The 15,317-nt window shown below is 72.7% G+C and carries 14 protein-coding genes; 5 read left to right on the forward strand and 9 right to left on the reverse strand.

Annotated elements, in window-relative coordinates; all coding sequences use genetic code 11:
- A partial coding sequence (locus ACIRBX_RS22220) for a PRC-barrel domain containing protein (protein ID WP_402298805.1) occupies window positions 1–312 on the reverse strand: 312 nt, incomplete at its 3' end.
- 620 nt (window positions 313–932) lie between these two features.
- Between ACIRBX_RS22220 and ACIRBX_RS22225 the strand changes: the two genes are divergently transcribed.
- A complete protein-coding gene (locus ACIRBX_RS22225) occupies window positions 933–1,469 on the forward strand; it encodes a hypothetical protein (protein WP_402298806.1) in 537 nt (178 codons plus the stop codon).
- A 446-nt stretch (window positions 1,470–1,915) separates the two neighbouring features.
- The gene (locus tag ACIRBX_RS22230) at window positions 1,916–2,332 is read left to right on the forward strand and encodes a hypothetical protein (RefSeq protein WP_402298807.1); all 417 of its coding nucleotides are present in this window, start codon (window positions 1,916–1,918) and stop codon (window positions 2,330–2,332) included.
- Window positions 2,333–2,552: 220 nt separating this feature from the next.
- Here ACIRBX_RS22230 and ACIRBX_RS22235 read toward each other — a convergent pair whose 3' ends face one another.
- A complete protein-coding gene (locus ACIRBX_RS22235; RefSeq protein ID WP_402298808.1) occupies window positions 2,553–3,326 on the reverse strand; it encodes a response regulator in 774 nt (257 codons plus the stop codon).
- 111 nt (window positions 3,327–3,437) lie between these two features.
- Here ACIRBX_RS22235 and ACIRBX_RS22240 point away from each other — a divergent pair, with 111 nt between their 5' ends.
- From ACIRBX_RS22240 to ACIRBX_RS22250, 3 genes are all read left to right on the forward strand, one after another.
- Window positions 3,438–5,054 (forward strand): ATP-binding protein, encoded by a 1,617-nt coding sequence (locus tag ACIRBX_RS22240; RefSeq protein ID WP_402298809.1) that lies wholly within the window; start codon window positions 3,438–3,440, stop codon window positions 5,052–5,054.
- Complete coding sequence (locus ACIRBX_RS22245; RefSeq protein ID WP_402298810.1) at window positions 5,051–6,238, forward strand: PP2C family protein-serine/threonine phosphatase; 1,188 nt, start codon at window positions 5,051–5,053, stop codon at window positions 6,236–6,238. Before ACIRBX_RS22240 ends, ACIRBX_RS22245 begins: the two co-directional genes overlap by 4 nt.
- 553 nt (window positions 6,239–6,791) lie before the next feature.
- Window positions 6,792–7,922, forward strand: coding sequence for a hypothetical protein (locus tag ACIRBX_RS22250; protein WP_402298811.1), 1,131 nt, complete (start codon window positions 6,792–6,794; stop codon window positions 7,920–7,922).
- Here the strand turns inward: ACIRBX_RS22250 and ACIRBX_RS22255 are convergent.
- From ACIRBX_RS22255 to ACIRBX_RS22285, 7 genes are all read right to left on the reverse strand, one after another.
- Window positions 7,804–8,697, reverse strand: a complete 894-nt coding sequence (locus ACIRBX_RS22255) for an SAM-dependent methyltransferase (protein ID WP_402298812.1) — start codon at window positions 8,695–8,697, stop codon at window positions 7,804–7,806. The genes ACIRBX_RS22250 and ACIRBX_RS22255 overlap by 119 nt on opposite strands.
- Window positions 8,694–9,359 carry a cysteine hydrolase family protein gene (locus tag ACIRBX_RS22260; protein ID WP_402298813.1) on the reverse strand — a complete coding sequence of 222 codons (666 nt, stop codon included), beginning with the start codon at window positions 9,357–9,359 and terminating at the stop codon, window positions 8,694–8,696. Before ACIRBX_RS22260 ends, ACIRBX_RS22255 begins: the two co-directional genes overlap by 4 nt.
- Window positions 9,360–9,364: 5 nt before the next feature.
- Window positions 9,365–10,474, reverse strand: a complete 1,110-nt coding sequence (locus ACIRBX_RS22265; RefSeq protein ID WP_402298814.1) for an isocitrate/isopropylmalate family dehydrogenase — start codon at window positions 10,472–10,474, stop codon at window positions 9,365–9,367.
- A 63-nt stretch (window positions 10,475–10,537) separates the two neighbouring features.
- Entirely contained in the window at window positions 10,538–11,068 is a 531-nt protein-coding gene (locus tag ACIRBX_RS22270) for an EF-hand domain-containing protein (RefSeq protein WP_402298815.1), read from the reverse strand.
- 934 nt (window positions 11,069–12,002) lie between these two features.
- Window positions 12,003–13,946: a YhgE/Pip family protein gene (locus ACIRBX_RS22275; RefSeq protein ID WP_402298816.1), complete on the reverse strand. Its 1,944-nt coding sequence runs from the start codon at window positions 13,944–13,946 to the stop codon at window positions 12,003–12,005.
- Complete coding sequence (locus ACIRBX_RS22280; RefSeq protein ID WP_402298817.1) at window positions 13,943–14,626, reverse strand: ATP-binding cassette domain-containing protein; 684 nt, start codon at window positions 14,624–14,626, stop codon at window positions 13,943–13,945. The genes ACIRBX_RS22275 and ACIRBX_RS22280 overlap by 4 nt, the downstream gene beginning before the upstream one ends.
- Before the next feature lie 188 nt (window positions 14,627–14,814).
- Window positions 14,815–15,300 carry a hypothetical protein gene (locus ACIRBX_RS22285; RefSeq protein ID WP_402298818.1) on the reverse strand — a complete coding sequence of 162 codons (486 nt, stop codon included), beginning with the start codon at window positions 15,298–15,300 and terminating at the stop codon, window positions 14,815–14,817.
- Window positions 15,301–15,317 lie beyond the last annotated feature (17 nt).

Genomic DNA, 15,317 nt, shown 5'->3' on the forward strand with positions numbered 1-15,317 from the left:
GCGGTACTCCGGGTCCTCGGTGTGCTTGTCCTTGTCGAACTCGGGGGAGCCCTTGATCTGGTCCTTGGTGCGACCGATCCAGACGGTCTCCTCGGTGGCGTCGACCCGGGTGATGGTGCCGGCGGGGAGGAGGACCTCCTTGCCGAAGATCCACGGGCCGGTGTCCACCACGATGTAGGAGGAGTCGACGTCCTCGGTGTGCTTGTCGATCTTGCCGATGTGACCGTCCGTGGCCTCGACCCGGTACCCGGTCAGGTCGGTGCCCGCCACGTAGCCGCCGGCCCCCTCGTAGCCCCACAGTCCGCTGGTCATCGCTGCCTCCTCGGTGTTGCGTTCTCGCTGACGCTGGGTCGGCTACCCGGACCGCCGGAGCGCATTCGTCCTCTTTGCGCGTTCCCGTTGTCCTCCGGCCAGCGGGGGCCGGTGCGTCAACCATGAGGGTGGCCGCGGGTGTTGGCGGCGCGAGCGGGGGCAGGCGGTGGCGCACCAGACCACCCCCAGTCCAGGCCCTCGTGGCGGCGGATGGCGGCAAGGGTGCGCCCGAGCGAGCGGACGTCCCGGCTCAGCGTTCCACCGCGAGCCCGGTGCGTGCTCGCAGGCTCTCCGAACTCGGCGCCGGGAGACGCCCGGTACTCGGTGCCGTTGACCGTCACCGTCCCGCTTCTTCCGGTTGCTCGAACGCCCGCCATCATCACATGGCGGCCTGACTGGGCCGGGCGGCTCGCTTCGGCCCGGTGCGGGCCGTGTGGTATCCAGGTGTCCGCATGATCGCGCCCCGGCTTCGGGGCTGGACAGGGGGACGATCCGTGACCGCACAACCGCCGGGGCCACCGCCCGCGCCGAACCGCATTCCGCCACAGCCCGCAACCCCGCCCTCGGCTGGCCCCCACCCGCCGTCCCGGCGCCAGCTGGACCTCCAGGGCTGGGGGACGATGATCACCGCCGTGGTGGGGCTGGTGACAGCTGGCGCGGGATTCGCCGGCGGGTTCTTCACGCAGTCGCAGGTCGGCGAGGCCAGGCCGCAGCCCACCGTCACGGTGACCGTGCCCGGCCCCACGGTCACCGTGACCACTCCGGCCTCTCCGGCCGCTGCCACTGCTGCTACGGCCCCGGCCTCCGGGGCGTCGGTGAAGGCCCTGCCGTCCGGTGCCGCGCCGAGCCCTTCGGCCACTGGCCGCCCGCTTCTGTCGGCGTCGCCGGATGCGGGCAAGGGCGGTACCAAGGTCCTCGTGGCCGGCACCGGCTTCCCACCGGGTGACGCGGTGCGGGTGTCGTTCGTGGTGAAGGACTCGACGATCGGGGATCTTGAAATCCGCGATCTCCGCGACACGATGTCGGGCAGCGACGGCGCCTTCTCGGTGGAGGTTCTGATCCCGTCGGATCTGAGCTCCTTCGCGACCTACAACACCTACCTGCGGGTGAAGGGCGCCACCGGGCAGAGCGAGACGGTGTTCGACCTGACCCGCTGAACCGTTCGCGGTGTGCCGGCCAGGGGATGCGGGCGTGATCCGCAAGCGACGGCGTCGTTGAAGGGGATGCACGCCCGCATCCCCCGGCCGTTCCCGGCGCGGCCCTGACACTTCTTCGGCGCTCGGACGGTTGGACGGTGATCTGCTTCTGGCCGGTGGGGCCAAGGCGCCCATGTGCCGGTGCGTGCGCCTTCAGACCGTACTGCGGTGGTCAGGCCGACTGTCGGGTGAAGGTCCGAAGGAGACCTGAGATCATCGCCGCCGCCGACCACGAGTACCGGGCAGCCTGGGACACGCAGCGCCGGCCCGGTTCGGCCCGGTGTCCGGTCGCGGTGGCGCCGGTGAAGCTTCGGCGCCTCGGGTAGGGGCGTGGTGGGCGTCCACGGCCCGCGGCTGCCCACCACGGCCCGGGGCGACACCTCGGGGGACGGGAGAGGAGCGGAGTCATGGGAGTGTCGACCGACCACATCACCGGAACCGCCGATACAGAGGTGGACCTGCTCTGGTTCACCAGCTCGTGCCTGGACAACGTCCTGCGCCTGGCCTCCTGCGTCAGGAACGCCGAGGACTCCGGCGACACCGACGCGGCGGAGCTGTTCCGTAAGGCTCAGCACGCGAGCCGCCGGGGCGCGGAGACCGGCAAGCGCCTGCTCGCCGCCCGCCTGGCCCCCCTGGCCGAGCAACCCGGCGGCGAACGGACCCGCGAGGGGCAGCCCGAGGGCGGGTCGGAGGATTTCGCGGACGAGCGCCCGGCCGGACGCGAGGCCTGGGCGCCCGACGTGCGCGGCGAGAGCCCGCCCGAACACGAGCCCACCGACGCCGGCACGGACAGCCGGCTGCCCCAGGACCCGGAAAAGCCCTGACACAGCCTGCCACTGCCCTGCCCCCGCCGGGCTGCGCCGGGCCCGCGTCCGAAGGACCGCACCCACCAGGACAATAGGTCTCACCGGCCGTTGACCGACCGAGTGCGCGCGTGACATCTCCGCCGGGGTTGCTGGTGCGGCGCCTCAGCTGAGCGCGAAGCCGGCACTGGACGGGCCCGGCGGCGAGCAGGCCCGGAACTGCGGCTCCGGCCGCCCGGTATCAGTCGCGGGGCGGGCGGGTGGCGGTGTCGAGGTAGAAGGCGTCGATGCTCTGCACCGCCTGCTCGAACTCGGCGAGGTTGACCGGCTTGGTGACGTAGGCGTTGGCGTGGCTGCTGTAGGCGCCGTTGACGTCGTCGGGGGCGGCGGAGGTGGTGAGGACGACCACGGGGATGGTGCGCAGGTCTTCGTCGGTCTTGAGGACCCGCAGCAGGTCGCGGCCGTTCATCCGGGGCATGTTGAGGTCAAGGACGATCAGGTCGGGGCGGACCGTGCCGGGGGTGCGCAGGTGCTCGAGGGCGGCGAGGCCGTCGGTGACCTGGACGAGGTTGCGGGCGCCGCGCTCGGTGAGGGCCTCCTCGATGAGGATGGCGTCGGCCGCGTCGTCCTCGACGAGCAGGACGTCGAAGGCGCGGTCGGGGCTGGTCATGGTCAAGGTCTCCGTGGGTGCTTCATCGGAATGGTCGAAGATGCCCGGCCAGCGCAGCCGGGCGCCCTGGCGGGTGAGCCCGCAGGCCGAGCCGAGCTGCGGATAGCCGGCCCCGGCGCGCGCGGCGGTGACCGCGGCCTGGCGCTGGAGGCGCTCGGCGGCCCGCTGGACCTGGTCCAGCATGTGAAGCGCGCTCAGCGCCGGCGCCATGCCGCCAGCGCCAAGGGACGCGGGCTCCTCCAGGAGTTGCAGCACGAGGCGCTGCGCGAGGCGGGCCACCGCCGCTTCCGCGACGGCGGCCGTCTCCTCCGGAGTGGAGCGGAGCACGAAGTTCTTACCGGGCATGACCGGTACCTTAGGCCGCGATCCGACCCTCGACAACACCGCTTGTCGCGATGGCTCTACAGTATGCGCTGGCCTCCCCGCCGGGACGGCCGCCACCTGGAGAGGCACACGATGCACGACGACCGCAGGCCGCCGCGTACGCGGTCCCTGTCCACCTGGACGACCAGGCGCTGGCTGCGCGTCGGCGTCGCCCTGGCCCTGACCGTCCTGGCCGCGCTCGGCCTCACCGGGGCGTGGGTGCTCCAGCGGACCGAGGACATCAGCGTCGAGCTGGTGGACACCCGCTCACCCGCGCTGACGTCCTCGTTCCGCCTGGAAGCGGCGATGCTCAACCAGGAGACCGGCATCCGTGGCTACGGGCTGACCGGCAACCCCGACTTCCTGCAGCCCTACCGGCAGGGGACGGCCGACCAGGCCACCTACGTCAACCGGCTCACCGAACTGCTTCCCGACGACCAGGACGCCCTCGGCGACCTGGACCGCGTCAAGTCGGCCATCGCCGCCTGGCAGGAGAAGGTCGCCCGCCCGATCGCCGCCGAACCCCCCGGCGCCCCCAGCCCGCTGGCCACCAGTCTGTCGGCCGACGGCAAGACCTCCTTCGACGCGCTGCGCGCCGCGATGACCGCCCAGCAGGACCGCCTGCGCACCGACCGCACCGCCTCCCGGGACGCCCTGACCTCCACCTTCGACCTGCGCAACTGGATCTTCACCGCCATCGCCGCCGTCATCGCCCTGCTCACCGTTCTCGTCTTCGAGGGGCTGCGCCGGGGCATCAACCAGCCCCTGGAGCAGCTGGGTTCGGATGCGCGCCGGATCACCAGGGGCGACTTCGAGCACCCCATCGCCCAGACCGGGCCGGCCGACCTGCGACACCTGAGCGCCGACGTCGACTCGATGCGGCGGCGCCTGGTGCGCGAGCTCGCCTTCACCGAGGAGGCGAGGATGCGCCTGGACGCCCAGGCCGCCGACCTCCAACGCTCCAACACCGAGCTGGAGCAGTTCGCCTACGTCGCCTCGCACGACCTCCAGGAGCCGCTGCGCAAGGTCTCCAGCTTCACCCAGCTGCTCCAGCGCCGCTACGGCGGGCACCTGGACGCCCGGGCCGACCAGTACATCGACTTCGCCGTGGACGGCGCCAACCGGATGCAGACGCTGATCAACGACCTGCTGGACTTCTCCCGGGTCGGCCGGGTCCTGCACACCACCGACGAGGTCGACCTGGAGGAGACCCTGGAGCAGACCCTGGACGCGCTCAGCGTCAGCGTCCAGGAGGCGGGCGCCGACATCACCCACGACCCGCTGCCGGCCCTGGTCGCGGACTCCACCCAGATGGGCATGCTGTTCCAGAACCTGATCGGCAACGCGGTGAAGTTCCACCGCCCTGGCCAGCAGCCCCACATCCACATCACCGCCGAACGCGAAGGTGTGCTGTGGCGCTTCACCGTCACCGACGACGGCATCGGCATCGCCCCCGAGTTCGCCGACAAGGTCTTCGTCATCTTCCAGCGCCTGCACACCAAGGACGCGTTCAGCGGCAGCGGCATCGGCCTGGCCATGTGCCGCAAGATCGTCGAATTCCACGGCGGCACCATCACCGTCGACCCCGAGTACCGTGACGGCACCCGCATCGTCTTCACCCTCGTCGCCGAACCGCAGCACACCCCCGGCGCTGCCGCCCTGCCCGAGGCCGTCCGCGCCGGATCCGAAGCGGAGCAGCAAACGCCATGAACGGCATCACCGCGCCCGGCCCCGCCCCGGCGGACGAGCTGTACCGGGTCCTGCTGATCGAGGACGACGACGCCGACGCCATGCTGGTGGAGGAGCTGCTGCTCGACACCGGCCTGCGCTTCGAGCTCACCGTCGCCACCACCATGGCCCAGGCCCGCACCACCCTGGCCGTCCAGCCGATCGACTGCGTGCTGCTGGACCTGCACCTGCCGGATGCGGCAGGCACCGCTGCCGTCACCGCAGTGCGTGAACTCGCGCCCGGCCACGCGGTGATCGTGCTGACCGGCCTCGCCGAGGCCCGGGCCGGCACCGAGGCGATGGCCGCCGGCGCCCAGGACTACCTGGTCAAGGGCAAGGTGGAGCCCGACCTGCTGCGCCGTACCCTGCGCTACGCGGTGTACCGCAGCCGCACCGAACGGCTCGCGATGGAGGCGCAGTCGGTCCGGCTGCGGGCGGAGGAGAACGCCCGGCTGGAGCGCGGCCTGCTGCCGCCGCCGATCCTCGGAACCTCGACCGTGCAGGTCACCAGCCGGTACCTGCCCGGTGTCGCGATGGCCCTGCTCGGCGGCGACTTCCTCGACGTCGTCGTCGGTGACGACGGCCTGCTGCACGCGGTCGTCGGCGACGTCAGCGGCCACGGCCGCGACGCCGCCGCCCTCGGCGTCCTGCTGCGGGCATCCTGGCGCGCGCTGGTTCTCGGCGGACACCACGGGGAGGACCTGCTGCACCTGATGGAGCGGGTGCTGGTCGCCGAACGCGGCAGCGACTCCCACTTCGCCACCGTCACCCTGCTCACCCTCGACCAGGACAAGGGCACCGCCACCGTGTTCCTGGCAGGCCACCACGAGCCTCTGCTCACCAGCCAGGGCGGCACCACTGAGGTGCGCGCCGCCCACGGCATCGCGCTCGGCATCCTGCCGGGCCTGCGGAACTGGCCGAGCACCACCGTCCCGCTCCCGGCGGCCGGCGCACTGACCCTCTACACCGACGGCCTCACCGAAGGCCACAACGGCACCACCGGCGAGCGCCTCGGCGTCGAAGGACTGCTCAACCTGATCAACACCGCCGCCCCGGCCGACGCGGCCACCCACGTCGACCTGCTCATCAAGCAGACCCAGGCCCTGAACGCCGGGCGGCACACCGACGACCTCGCCGTCCTCCACCTCCAGTGGAGTCTGCCGTAAGGCGGAGAGTGTGCCCAGGCCACTCGCCGCTGCGGGACGGGCAGGGCTGGTCTACGAGTGCGGGCTCGTCGCCGCCAGGGACGGCAACGCCGCCCTGCCCCGGCTCGGCCGAGCCCGGGCGCCCGACCGAACCCGACCCGACCCGATGCGGAGCCGGGGCTGCCGCCCAGACCGTCATCGTCGCAGTTCTCGACGCCCTCGGTCACCGAGGCCCGGCCCTGGCGGAGATCAAGGAGATCACGGGCAGACCACGCCTCCCTGGCCGGCGCAGCAGGGCGGGGCCGTGTCTGCTGTCCGGGGCCGGTGCTGTGGGTCGGGCTTCGCGTGGCGCGTCGGTCCGTGCGTAGCGTCGAAGGATGCGGTTCGGTGAGCGGCCCACCGCTTCGGCCGGATCGTGCGAGGTTCGGGCGGAGGTGGTTTCTGTGGTGCAGCAGGTGCTGGTGGTGCGTTCGGAGCTGACGATGACCGATCCCGAGGCCGCGTACGAGTTCATCCGCAGCACCTACGTCGATCTCCGTGTACGTGCTGCCGGCGCCCGGCAGGGCAGTACCGGATGTCGGTGCGCAGCCTCGCCAGCGGGGCGTTCTCGATCAACGACATCCACTATCCGATCCGGGTGGAGATGGACACCGCCCAGTTCGCGCTGATTCCGTTCGTCTACCTGCGCACGGGGCGGCTGAAGGCGGCGGCGGGCCGGGAGGAGCACCGGTGGCTTCCGGGCGGCTGGGGGAGCTACCGGCCGGGTGATCCACTGGACTTCGACATGGACTGCCCGGACGTGCGGGTGGTGGCGCTGCCTCCGGAAGTGCTGGTGCGGGCAGCGGCCACGCTCGACGGCGACGGTGGGCCGCTGCGGTTCACCGGGTGGGCGCCGGTGTCGGCGTTCCGGTTCCGGCTGTGGCACGAGACGGTGGAGCTGGCCTACCGTCAGCTCGCCGCGCAGGACAGCGCGTTGGAGGAGCTGCTGGTGCGCGAGCGGATGCTCGACCTGCCGGCCGCCGCAGCGCTGGCCGCCTTCCCGAACTCCACCATGGCCCACGTCTACGAGCCGGGGCCGGGCCGGGGCGACGGCGAGGGTGAGGGCGGCGGCGGTGAGCGCGCACAGCGCGGTGATCTTGTTCATGACGACGACGTAACCAGGCGACTTGCCCGGTGGCGACGGCCGCTGTGCCAGGTTGCCCAGCCCACGCCGCTTCACCCCCGGCGGCCGTGGGCTGGGCCACCTGGGGCGGGAGTGCCGGGCACGGCCCACTACAGCCCCGTCCAGTCGACCGGTAGCCTGCCTTCGCCCGAGAGCAGGTGCCACATCGCGGCCCGTCACGCCGGGACCGGTGGCGACCACGGCACGACAGGCCGCGGCGAGTGGGTGGGGCAGGGCGCGGTGTTGACCCACCCGGTGATGCCTTCGCTGACATCGCCCTGGGGCTGGCGCTGGAGAACCTCGGCCGTTCTGGTGGTGTGGATCCGGTCGTCGGTCGAGGACTTGTGGAGCCGGGGCAGGGCGATCCGGCCGAGGAGATCGAGCACCAACGGCAGAGCGTGCGGCCACGCGGGGGGCTACTGGGTCACCGGGAGGGCCGTTTGGTGGCGAAGGTCCAGCGGTTGGCGGCCAGCGGGTCGTCGTGGACCGGGCGGGGCGCGCGCGGGTGGTCGGGCAGGTGGTCGAACGGGGTGGTCACCGTGACGTGCCAGCGGCGCTGCTCCAGGTCGGTCGCGGTGTCGGGTCTGGGCCCGGGGGCGAAGAGGGTGAGGAGGTCGATGCCGATCCGCTCGCGGGCCGCGCGGTAGGTCGTGCCGGAGCGGACGGCGGTGCTCTCGATGGCGAGTTTGACCTCGTAGGCGAGGGTGCTGCCGGGGGCGCTCAGGGTGTCGACGGCTGCGATCAGCCGTTGCTCGGCGGCGCCCGGCAGGTACAGCAGCAGTCCCTCGGCGAGCCAGGCGGTGGGCTGGGCCCGGTCGTGGCCGGCCGCGCTCAGGGCGGCGGGCCAGTCCTCCCGGAGGTCGGTGGCGACGGTGCGCCGGCGCGCGGCCGGTTCGGCGCCGAGGCCGTCCAGGACCCGTTGTTTGAAGGCGAGCACCTCGGGGCGGTCCAGTTCCCACACCGTCGTCCCGGCGGGCCACTCCAGCCGGTGGGCGCGGGAGTCCAGCCCCGCTCCGAGGAGCACCACCTGGCGGATGCCGGACCGGGGCGCGGCCAGGAGGTGCTCGTCCAGGATCCGGGTGCGCAGGGCGAAGTAGCCGGCCAGGCGGCCCCAGAGCGGGTCGTCGGGGTCCACCCGGGCGGGGTGCGCCGGCCAGTCGGCGCACCCCGGTTCGGCCTGGACGAAGTGTTCGGCGTAGGGGTCGCGGGCGAGGGCGTCGGGGCGGTGGGTCTCGATGGCGCGGGCGGCGGCGGTCAGCAGTGCGGTGCGGCCGATCGCGGTGGTGACTCCCGGAGAGTGGGCGGCCTGGGTGCTCACCTGCCGCCTCCGGCCGCGATAGGCGTCAACTGGGCTGCGGTGAAGTCGAGTTGGTCGAGGTCGGTGACGCGGGCGCCGTAGACCCGGGCCATGAAGCCCAGGATGTCGTCGTCGCTCAGGTGCAGGGCCGCCGTGCAGTCCCGCAGCACGGTGAGGTGGAAGCCGCGCTGGAAGGCGGTACGGGCGGTGGAGTCCACGCAGACGTCGGTGAAGAGCCCGGCCAGGACGAGGTGCTCGATGCCCCGGCGGCGCAGGTGGGGCTCGAACTCCGGGTCGAGGAAGGCGTCGAAGCAGGCGAGCTTGGTGAAGACCGCTTCGCCGGGCAGGGGGCGTACCGCGTGGAAGTCCGCCCCGGGGGTGCCCTCGACGCACTTGGGCTGCTTGCCGAGTGCGGCGTCCCGACGGCGCCAGGCCGGCCCTTGGTGGGCCGGGTCGCCGAGGAAGCGGACGAAGGTGACCTCGGTGCCGGCGCGGCGGGCGGCGTCCACTGCGCGGGCGCAGCGTTCGGCGGTCGTAGCGAGGCGGGCCGGGTCGCCGGGGTAGCGGGCCGCTGCCACCGGTCCGGCACAGAAGTCGTTCTGGAGGTCGATGACGACCAGTGCCGTGCGGTCCGGCTGTTCCCGGGCGTCGGCGGTCTGGTGCGGTCCGGAGTGCGGGCTCATCGCGCTCACCTCGGCAGCGCGGTGGCGACCGGCGCCGGGCCGGCGGGAGCGGGCACGGCCGGCCCCGGGGGGCGGTCGAGTTCGGACAGCAGTGTGTCCAGCACCTGGGTGGTGGAGGCCGTGCCGCCGAAGTCCGGGGTGCGGACCCCGCGGGCGTGGACGGCGGCGAGCGCGGTTTCGACGACGGTGCTCGCTCCCGGGCACCGCGCGTGCTGCTCGGCGATCCGGGCGGCGGCACGGATGGTGGCGACGGGGTTGACCAGATCGCGACCGGCGAGGTCGTCGGCGGAGCCGTGCACGGTCTGGTACTCCGTCAGGCCGTGCAGGTCCGGGTGGAGGTAGGTGTTCTCGGTGAAACGGCGCTCCTGTTGCTCGAAGCCGAAGCGGTCGAGCAGCACCACGTGCATGATGTCGGCCCACTCGTTGCCCGCCACCAGCACGGTGCGGTCCCGCAGTCCGTGGGCGATCAGGTTCCGGTTGACCGTGTCGGGCTGGTAGAGCGTGATCTCGACGCCGAGCTCGTCCGCGAGGCCGGCCGTCCAGTTGTCGAGCGCGCCGTCCAGCAGGTGGTGCTTGTAGGCCATCACCACCGTCGCCGGGCCGCTGTCGGGCCATGCCCGGCGGGCTCGCAGGACCGCGTGCCGGACGACCTGCCGGGTGACGGCACGGCTGAACTCGGTGGTGCGCACCACCCGGTCCAGGGTGTGCAGGTTGGCTCCGGTGTAGAAGCCCTGTGCCTGGTCGCGGACGAGCAGCAGCCTGGCTCCGTCCGCGTGCAGTTCCTCGACCTTGACGGCGGCCAGGTGCTCGCGGACCAGGTAGAGCGACTGGGCGTTCACGGCGGTGCGGAAGACGGCCTGGGTGCCGGCGGCGGCCTGCTCACGGCAGAACGTCTCGTAGTGGGCGGCGTCCTGCTGGGTCAGGCGGGCGGCCCGTTCGGTGTCGTCGGTCTCGGCGCGCAGCGAGGCGTAGGAGTGGTAGGTCCGGGGGGAGCGCAGGATGTCGACGTGGACGCCGTGCTGTCGTGCGATCCGGTGTAAGACGCGCTCGAAGACGGTGGCGAGTTCGGCGCCGGTGCCCCGGCCGACGGCCAGGGCGATACGGGCTGTGTCCATGCGGGGTGTCCTTCGGATAGGGCCGGCGGGGCCGGCCCAGGCAGTGGGCCGGCCCGGTGGCGGTCAGGCCTGGAGGGTGACCAGTCGGTCGCCGGGGATGCCGGTCTTGTCGGGCGCGTAGTAGTCGCGGATGGCGTCGGCCCAGGTGGTGACCGGGATCCGGTCGGCCCCGCCCTGCGCCAAGGCGTCGAAGAGCGCGTCGGTGTTCGCCGGATCGAAGCCGATCGCGGTCATCAGCGCGAGGAAGCGGGGCCGCTCGATCAGGCCGTCGCCGTCCGGATCGCCGAGCGTGGCGAGGGCGTCGGCGAACGCCGAGGCCGTCGGGGCGAAACGCTCCGCGTCCAGGACGAAGCCTTCGAACTCCGCAGGGCTGATCACCCCGTCGCCATCGGTGTCCAGCGCATCTGCCAGGACCTGCCAGTAAGCGCTCAGGCTGTCGGCCAGCGCCTGCCGCTCCTCATCGGCAGAGTCACCGGCCACCGCCGACACCCGCCGTGTCATCAGGTCGAAGTCCTGGACGTCCAGCACCCCGTTCCCATTGACGTCGAACACCTTGAACACCAGCGCCGCGCGCTGGATCGCCTCGTCTCCCACCGCTCCGTCCTTCCCTGAGCTATCTGCCTCCGGCCGGGAAGTCCCCGGACCGGCCACGGTCCGGGCGCTCCACGCGGCCCGGACCGGCTTCCCACCCTCGTGGCCCCTGCGGCAGGATCGGCGCGTTCCGGAGGATCTTCACCCGGGCGAGTGAAGTGATGCGATGAGACGACATGGGGCCGAGTGACATCACGTCGATGCGGCATCCCGAAGAGCGCACGTACGGGCGATCTGAAAGTGCCCGGCCACGGCGATTCACCCGCCAGGAGCTGCCCGCCGCCCCACAGGGGTGACCACCGGACCGAACGGCTCGTTGTGGCAGACATGACCAGAGGGCCTCGGCGAACCGTTGCTCCTGCTGGACGCCACCCCTGCCGTCCGCCTCCGGTCAGCGCCGGGCGCTCACCGGTGCGCGAACGAAGGGGCTCCGGACGGGCATTGGCCGCGTCCGCCTGCCCAAGTACCGTCAGCTCAGTGGACCCGGGTGCTCACTCCTTCGGCGTCGGGCTCGGGACGGATCCGGTTCCGACGGGGGCCAGGTAGTGGACTGGGTGGGCATGCAGTCGGGCGCCGGGCTCTGCATCAGACCGGCCTCAAGGTGGCGGAAGCCCTCCTGCGGGTCGGTCTTGGCGAGCGGCAGGTAGATGTGGAGGATCAGATCGGCGCGGATCACGCCGGGACGGATGGCAAGGACCTCCCGGTGGCCTCCCGAGCCCGTCGCCGGGCGTATGTCCCAGCCGTAGGCCGCCAGCCGGTCATGCTCGGCCTTGGCCGAGGTCTCCGGTGCGAAGGCGGGCAGAGCCGGGAGAGGGGCATCGCATCCGGGTTCGCCGGCGTAGACGCGGCTTCGGACGCCGACGCGGCCTGGCGTGTCTTTCGGCGCCGGGAATGTCCCGCACAGGCTGGTCGCGGGTGCGCGACCAGCCTGTGCGGGTCAGAGCGCGATGTCCGGGTGCAGTCGTGCGACGGTCCACACCCGCCGGCGGTGGACAGCCACGGTGGTCAGTGCCAGGAACGCGACTCCGAAGGCGAGCAGCACCACGCCGTCGCGCAGCAGGTGGGCCGACTGTCCGCCGGAGACGGTGACCCGTAGGCCGTCGATCAGATACGTCATCGGGAGCAGCGGATGGATCGCCTTGAAGAACGCCGGGGCGGTGGACACCGGGTAGAGGCCGCCGGCTGCGGTGAGCTGGAGGATCAGCAGCACCAGGGAGAGGACGTCGCCGGCCACTCCGAGCCAGGTCCGCAGGAAGTGGTCGACGGCGACGAAGGAGGCGGCGCCCAGGACCAGGAGGCCGACGGTGGCCCATGGATGCGCCGCGTGCAGGCCGAGGGCCAGGTCCACCACCGCGTAGAGGACGGTGGCGGCCACCGCGCCGAGCAGGGCGGCCGGGAGCCAGCCTGCGGCGGCGATGTTCCACGAGCGGGCCCGGCCGGCCAGCGCCCGCAGGTTGACCGGCCGCAGCAGCAGGTAGGCGAACAGCCCGAACACCCACAGCGCGATGCCGAAGAAGAACGGTGCCATCCCGCGTCCGTACACGCCGGCGGGGTGCAGGTTGGTGCGGTCGATGCGGGCCGGGGTGCCCAGCACCCGGGCGGCGTCGGCGGTCTGCTGGTCCGTCAGGTCGGGGATGCGGTGCAGCCCGTTGTCGACGGTGTCGGCGAGCCGGGTGGCACCGTCGTGTGCCTGGTCGGCGGCGGAGGCTGCTGTACCGGTCGCCGAGCGGAGCGAGTCCAGGCCGCCGGCCACGGTCGCGGTGCCTGCCGCCACATCGGATGTCCCCGAGTCCAGGAGCCGCAGCGGTGCGTTCAGCGCTGAGGCGTCGCGGCGCACCGCCTCGGCGGTGCGCTCCAGCTCCCGGGCCGAGGCCAGCTGGCGCTGGGCAGCGGTGTCGGCGGCCCCCGCGCGCTCGTCGATCCCGGCAGTAGTGGCATCCACCTGCTCGGCGTCCCGCAGGGCTCGCGCGAACAGCGGGTCCTGATTCAACTCGGAGTGGGAGGAGACAAGTTGGCGCAGGTCGGCGAGGGTGGCGGCCGTGCCCTGGCGGACCTGCGAGGTGCCGGTGTGCACGGCGCTGACGCCTTCGGCGGCCACCGAGGCGGCGGTCACCAGCTGGGCGGCGGCCTGCGGCAGTCGGTCGGCCGCCGCGCGGTTGAGGGTCTCGGCGGCCCGGTCGACCTGTCCGACGGCTTGGCTGATCTGCTCCGCCCCGGCCGCGATCCGCGCGCTGCCGTCGTGCGCCCCGCTCGCGGCGTCGGCGAGCGCCGCAGCGCCCTGGCGTGCGGTGGTGGTGGCACCGACCAGCTGGTGCGCGCCCTCCGACGCCGCCTTCAACTCCTGCCGGAAGTCGGCGAGTTCGCCGTAGATGGCGCGCACGTACGCCTCATGCACCGCCGAATCGACCTGGGACTGCAGCTTCGACTGGACCACCTCCGTCATCATGCCGGCGATGTAGTTGTTCGCATCGTCGAGCCGCAGCAGGACGCCGCTCTGCTGCGGGTGGGTGTCGGTCGCGGTGGCCAGCCTGCCGCTGAAGTCCGGCGGGATCTCGACCGTGAACGCGTACCGGCCGCTGCGCAGCCCGGCGTCGGCCGTGGCGGGGTCGACGAACTGCCAGCCGAAGGTGCCCGACGCCTTGAGCTGCTCCACCAACTGCGCGCCGGCGTCCACTGGCCGGCCCTCGGCGGCCACGGCGGGCTGGTCGAGGTTCACCACGGCGACCGGGATCCGGGCGGTCTTGCCGTACGGGTCCCAGTTGGCCCACAGGTACATGGCGCCGTAGAGCAGGGGGATCAGGCACAGCAGGAGCGGCACCAGCCGCCGCAGCGGGCCGCGGAAGCGGCGCAGTTCGAGCAGGGCGAGCCGGAGGGCGGTCACGCGGTCACCTCGCGGGCGGGGGTGGCGTGGGCCGCGCGGCCGACGGGCAGCCCGGTCGAGCGGTGCGGCAGGGCGAGCAGGACGGCGCCTTCGGGCAGAGGCACGGGGGGCTGGGCGGCGGTGCTCAGGACGGTGCGGCCGGTGGCCGTCACCGCGGCCAGTGCCTGCCAGGCCTGGTCGCGGTCATGGCCGGTGAAGTCCCGGTCGACCGCGTCGACGGCGAGCACCGGCGGACCGGCCGCGAGCGCAAGGGCCAGGTCGAGCAGCAGGGCGTCGAGTGGTGGGAGGTCCTCGATCAGCGTTGCCGCGCGCAGGTGCAGGCCGAGTGGGCGGGCGGCCTCGACGACCGCGCGCCGGGTGACGCCCGGTTCCAGCCAGCAGCGTTCGGCTATCAACTCCCTGACCCGCAAACGGCCTTCGGCGGCGACGGCGCCGTCCGCCCGGGCGACCGCGACCAACTGTCGCACCCGCCCGGCGGCTGCCCCCGAAGCCCGGTGCCGTCCGACCCGCACCGTGCCCGTGTGCAGCCGCATCCGTCCGGACAGCGCCAGCAGTGCACTGGTGCGCCCCGATCCGGCGGGCCCGTGCACGACGAGCAGGCCGCCGGCCGGGACGTTCACGTCCACGTTCTCGAACACCGGCCCGCGCGGGCCGTGCACACTGATTCCCCGAGCCGTCACGGCTTCCCCAAGCACAGTCACTACTCACGGGTAACCGCAATCGGCCCGAACATGCGCCCCTCCGGCCCGCATGTTCGCGTCAAGACTGCGAGCGACCGCTCACGCCCCCTGACCCCCTCACGGCCGGACCGCGAGCACCGTCCCGCCCGCGAGGAGCCGGAACAAGCAAGGGGCGGCTTGACGGGCGGTCAGTTGCCGTGCGGCGAGGCCCGGACCATGTCGCCCAGCAGGGCGCCGGGCCGGAGTCCCTCGCAGGCTCCGGCGAGGGTCACGCGCTTGTAGGTGAGCAGGTGGGCGAGGATGAGGCTCTCGGACTGGCGGATCAGGACGTAACGGGGCCCGGCCGGGCCGTGCGGGCCAGTGTCGTGGGCGGAGCCGGGTCCGAAGTAGGCGTACAGGCGGCGCAGTTCGCGCTCCCGGTCGCGAGTGAACGCGGTCAGTGCCTCGGTGTAGCCGGGTTCGGTGACCAGCCACCGCACCGCGTAGAGGACGAGGCCGGTGAGCTCCCCGTTCAAGGTCCGCTCGCCGACCAGGCCGTGGAACAGCTCCTCCATCACGGCGTTGGCGTCGCGCAGCTCGGGGATGGGCGAGGGCGGAGTGAAATGGATCGGCGGATTGGGTGCGGACGGAACGGTGATGCCACCGCCCCAGGCATCGCGCGCCAGGTCCGACACCTTACCCGGACCACACA

The sequence above is a fragment of the Kitasatospora sp. NPDC096147 genome (assembly GCF_044763225.1).
Taxonomy (GTDB): Bacteria; Actinomycetota; Actinomycetes; order Streptomycetales; family Streptomycetaceae; genus Kitasatospora.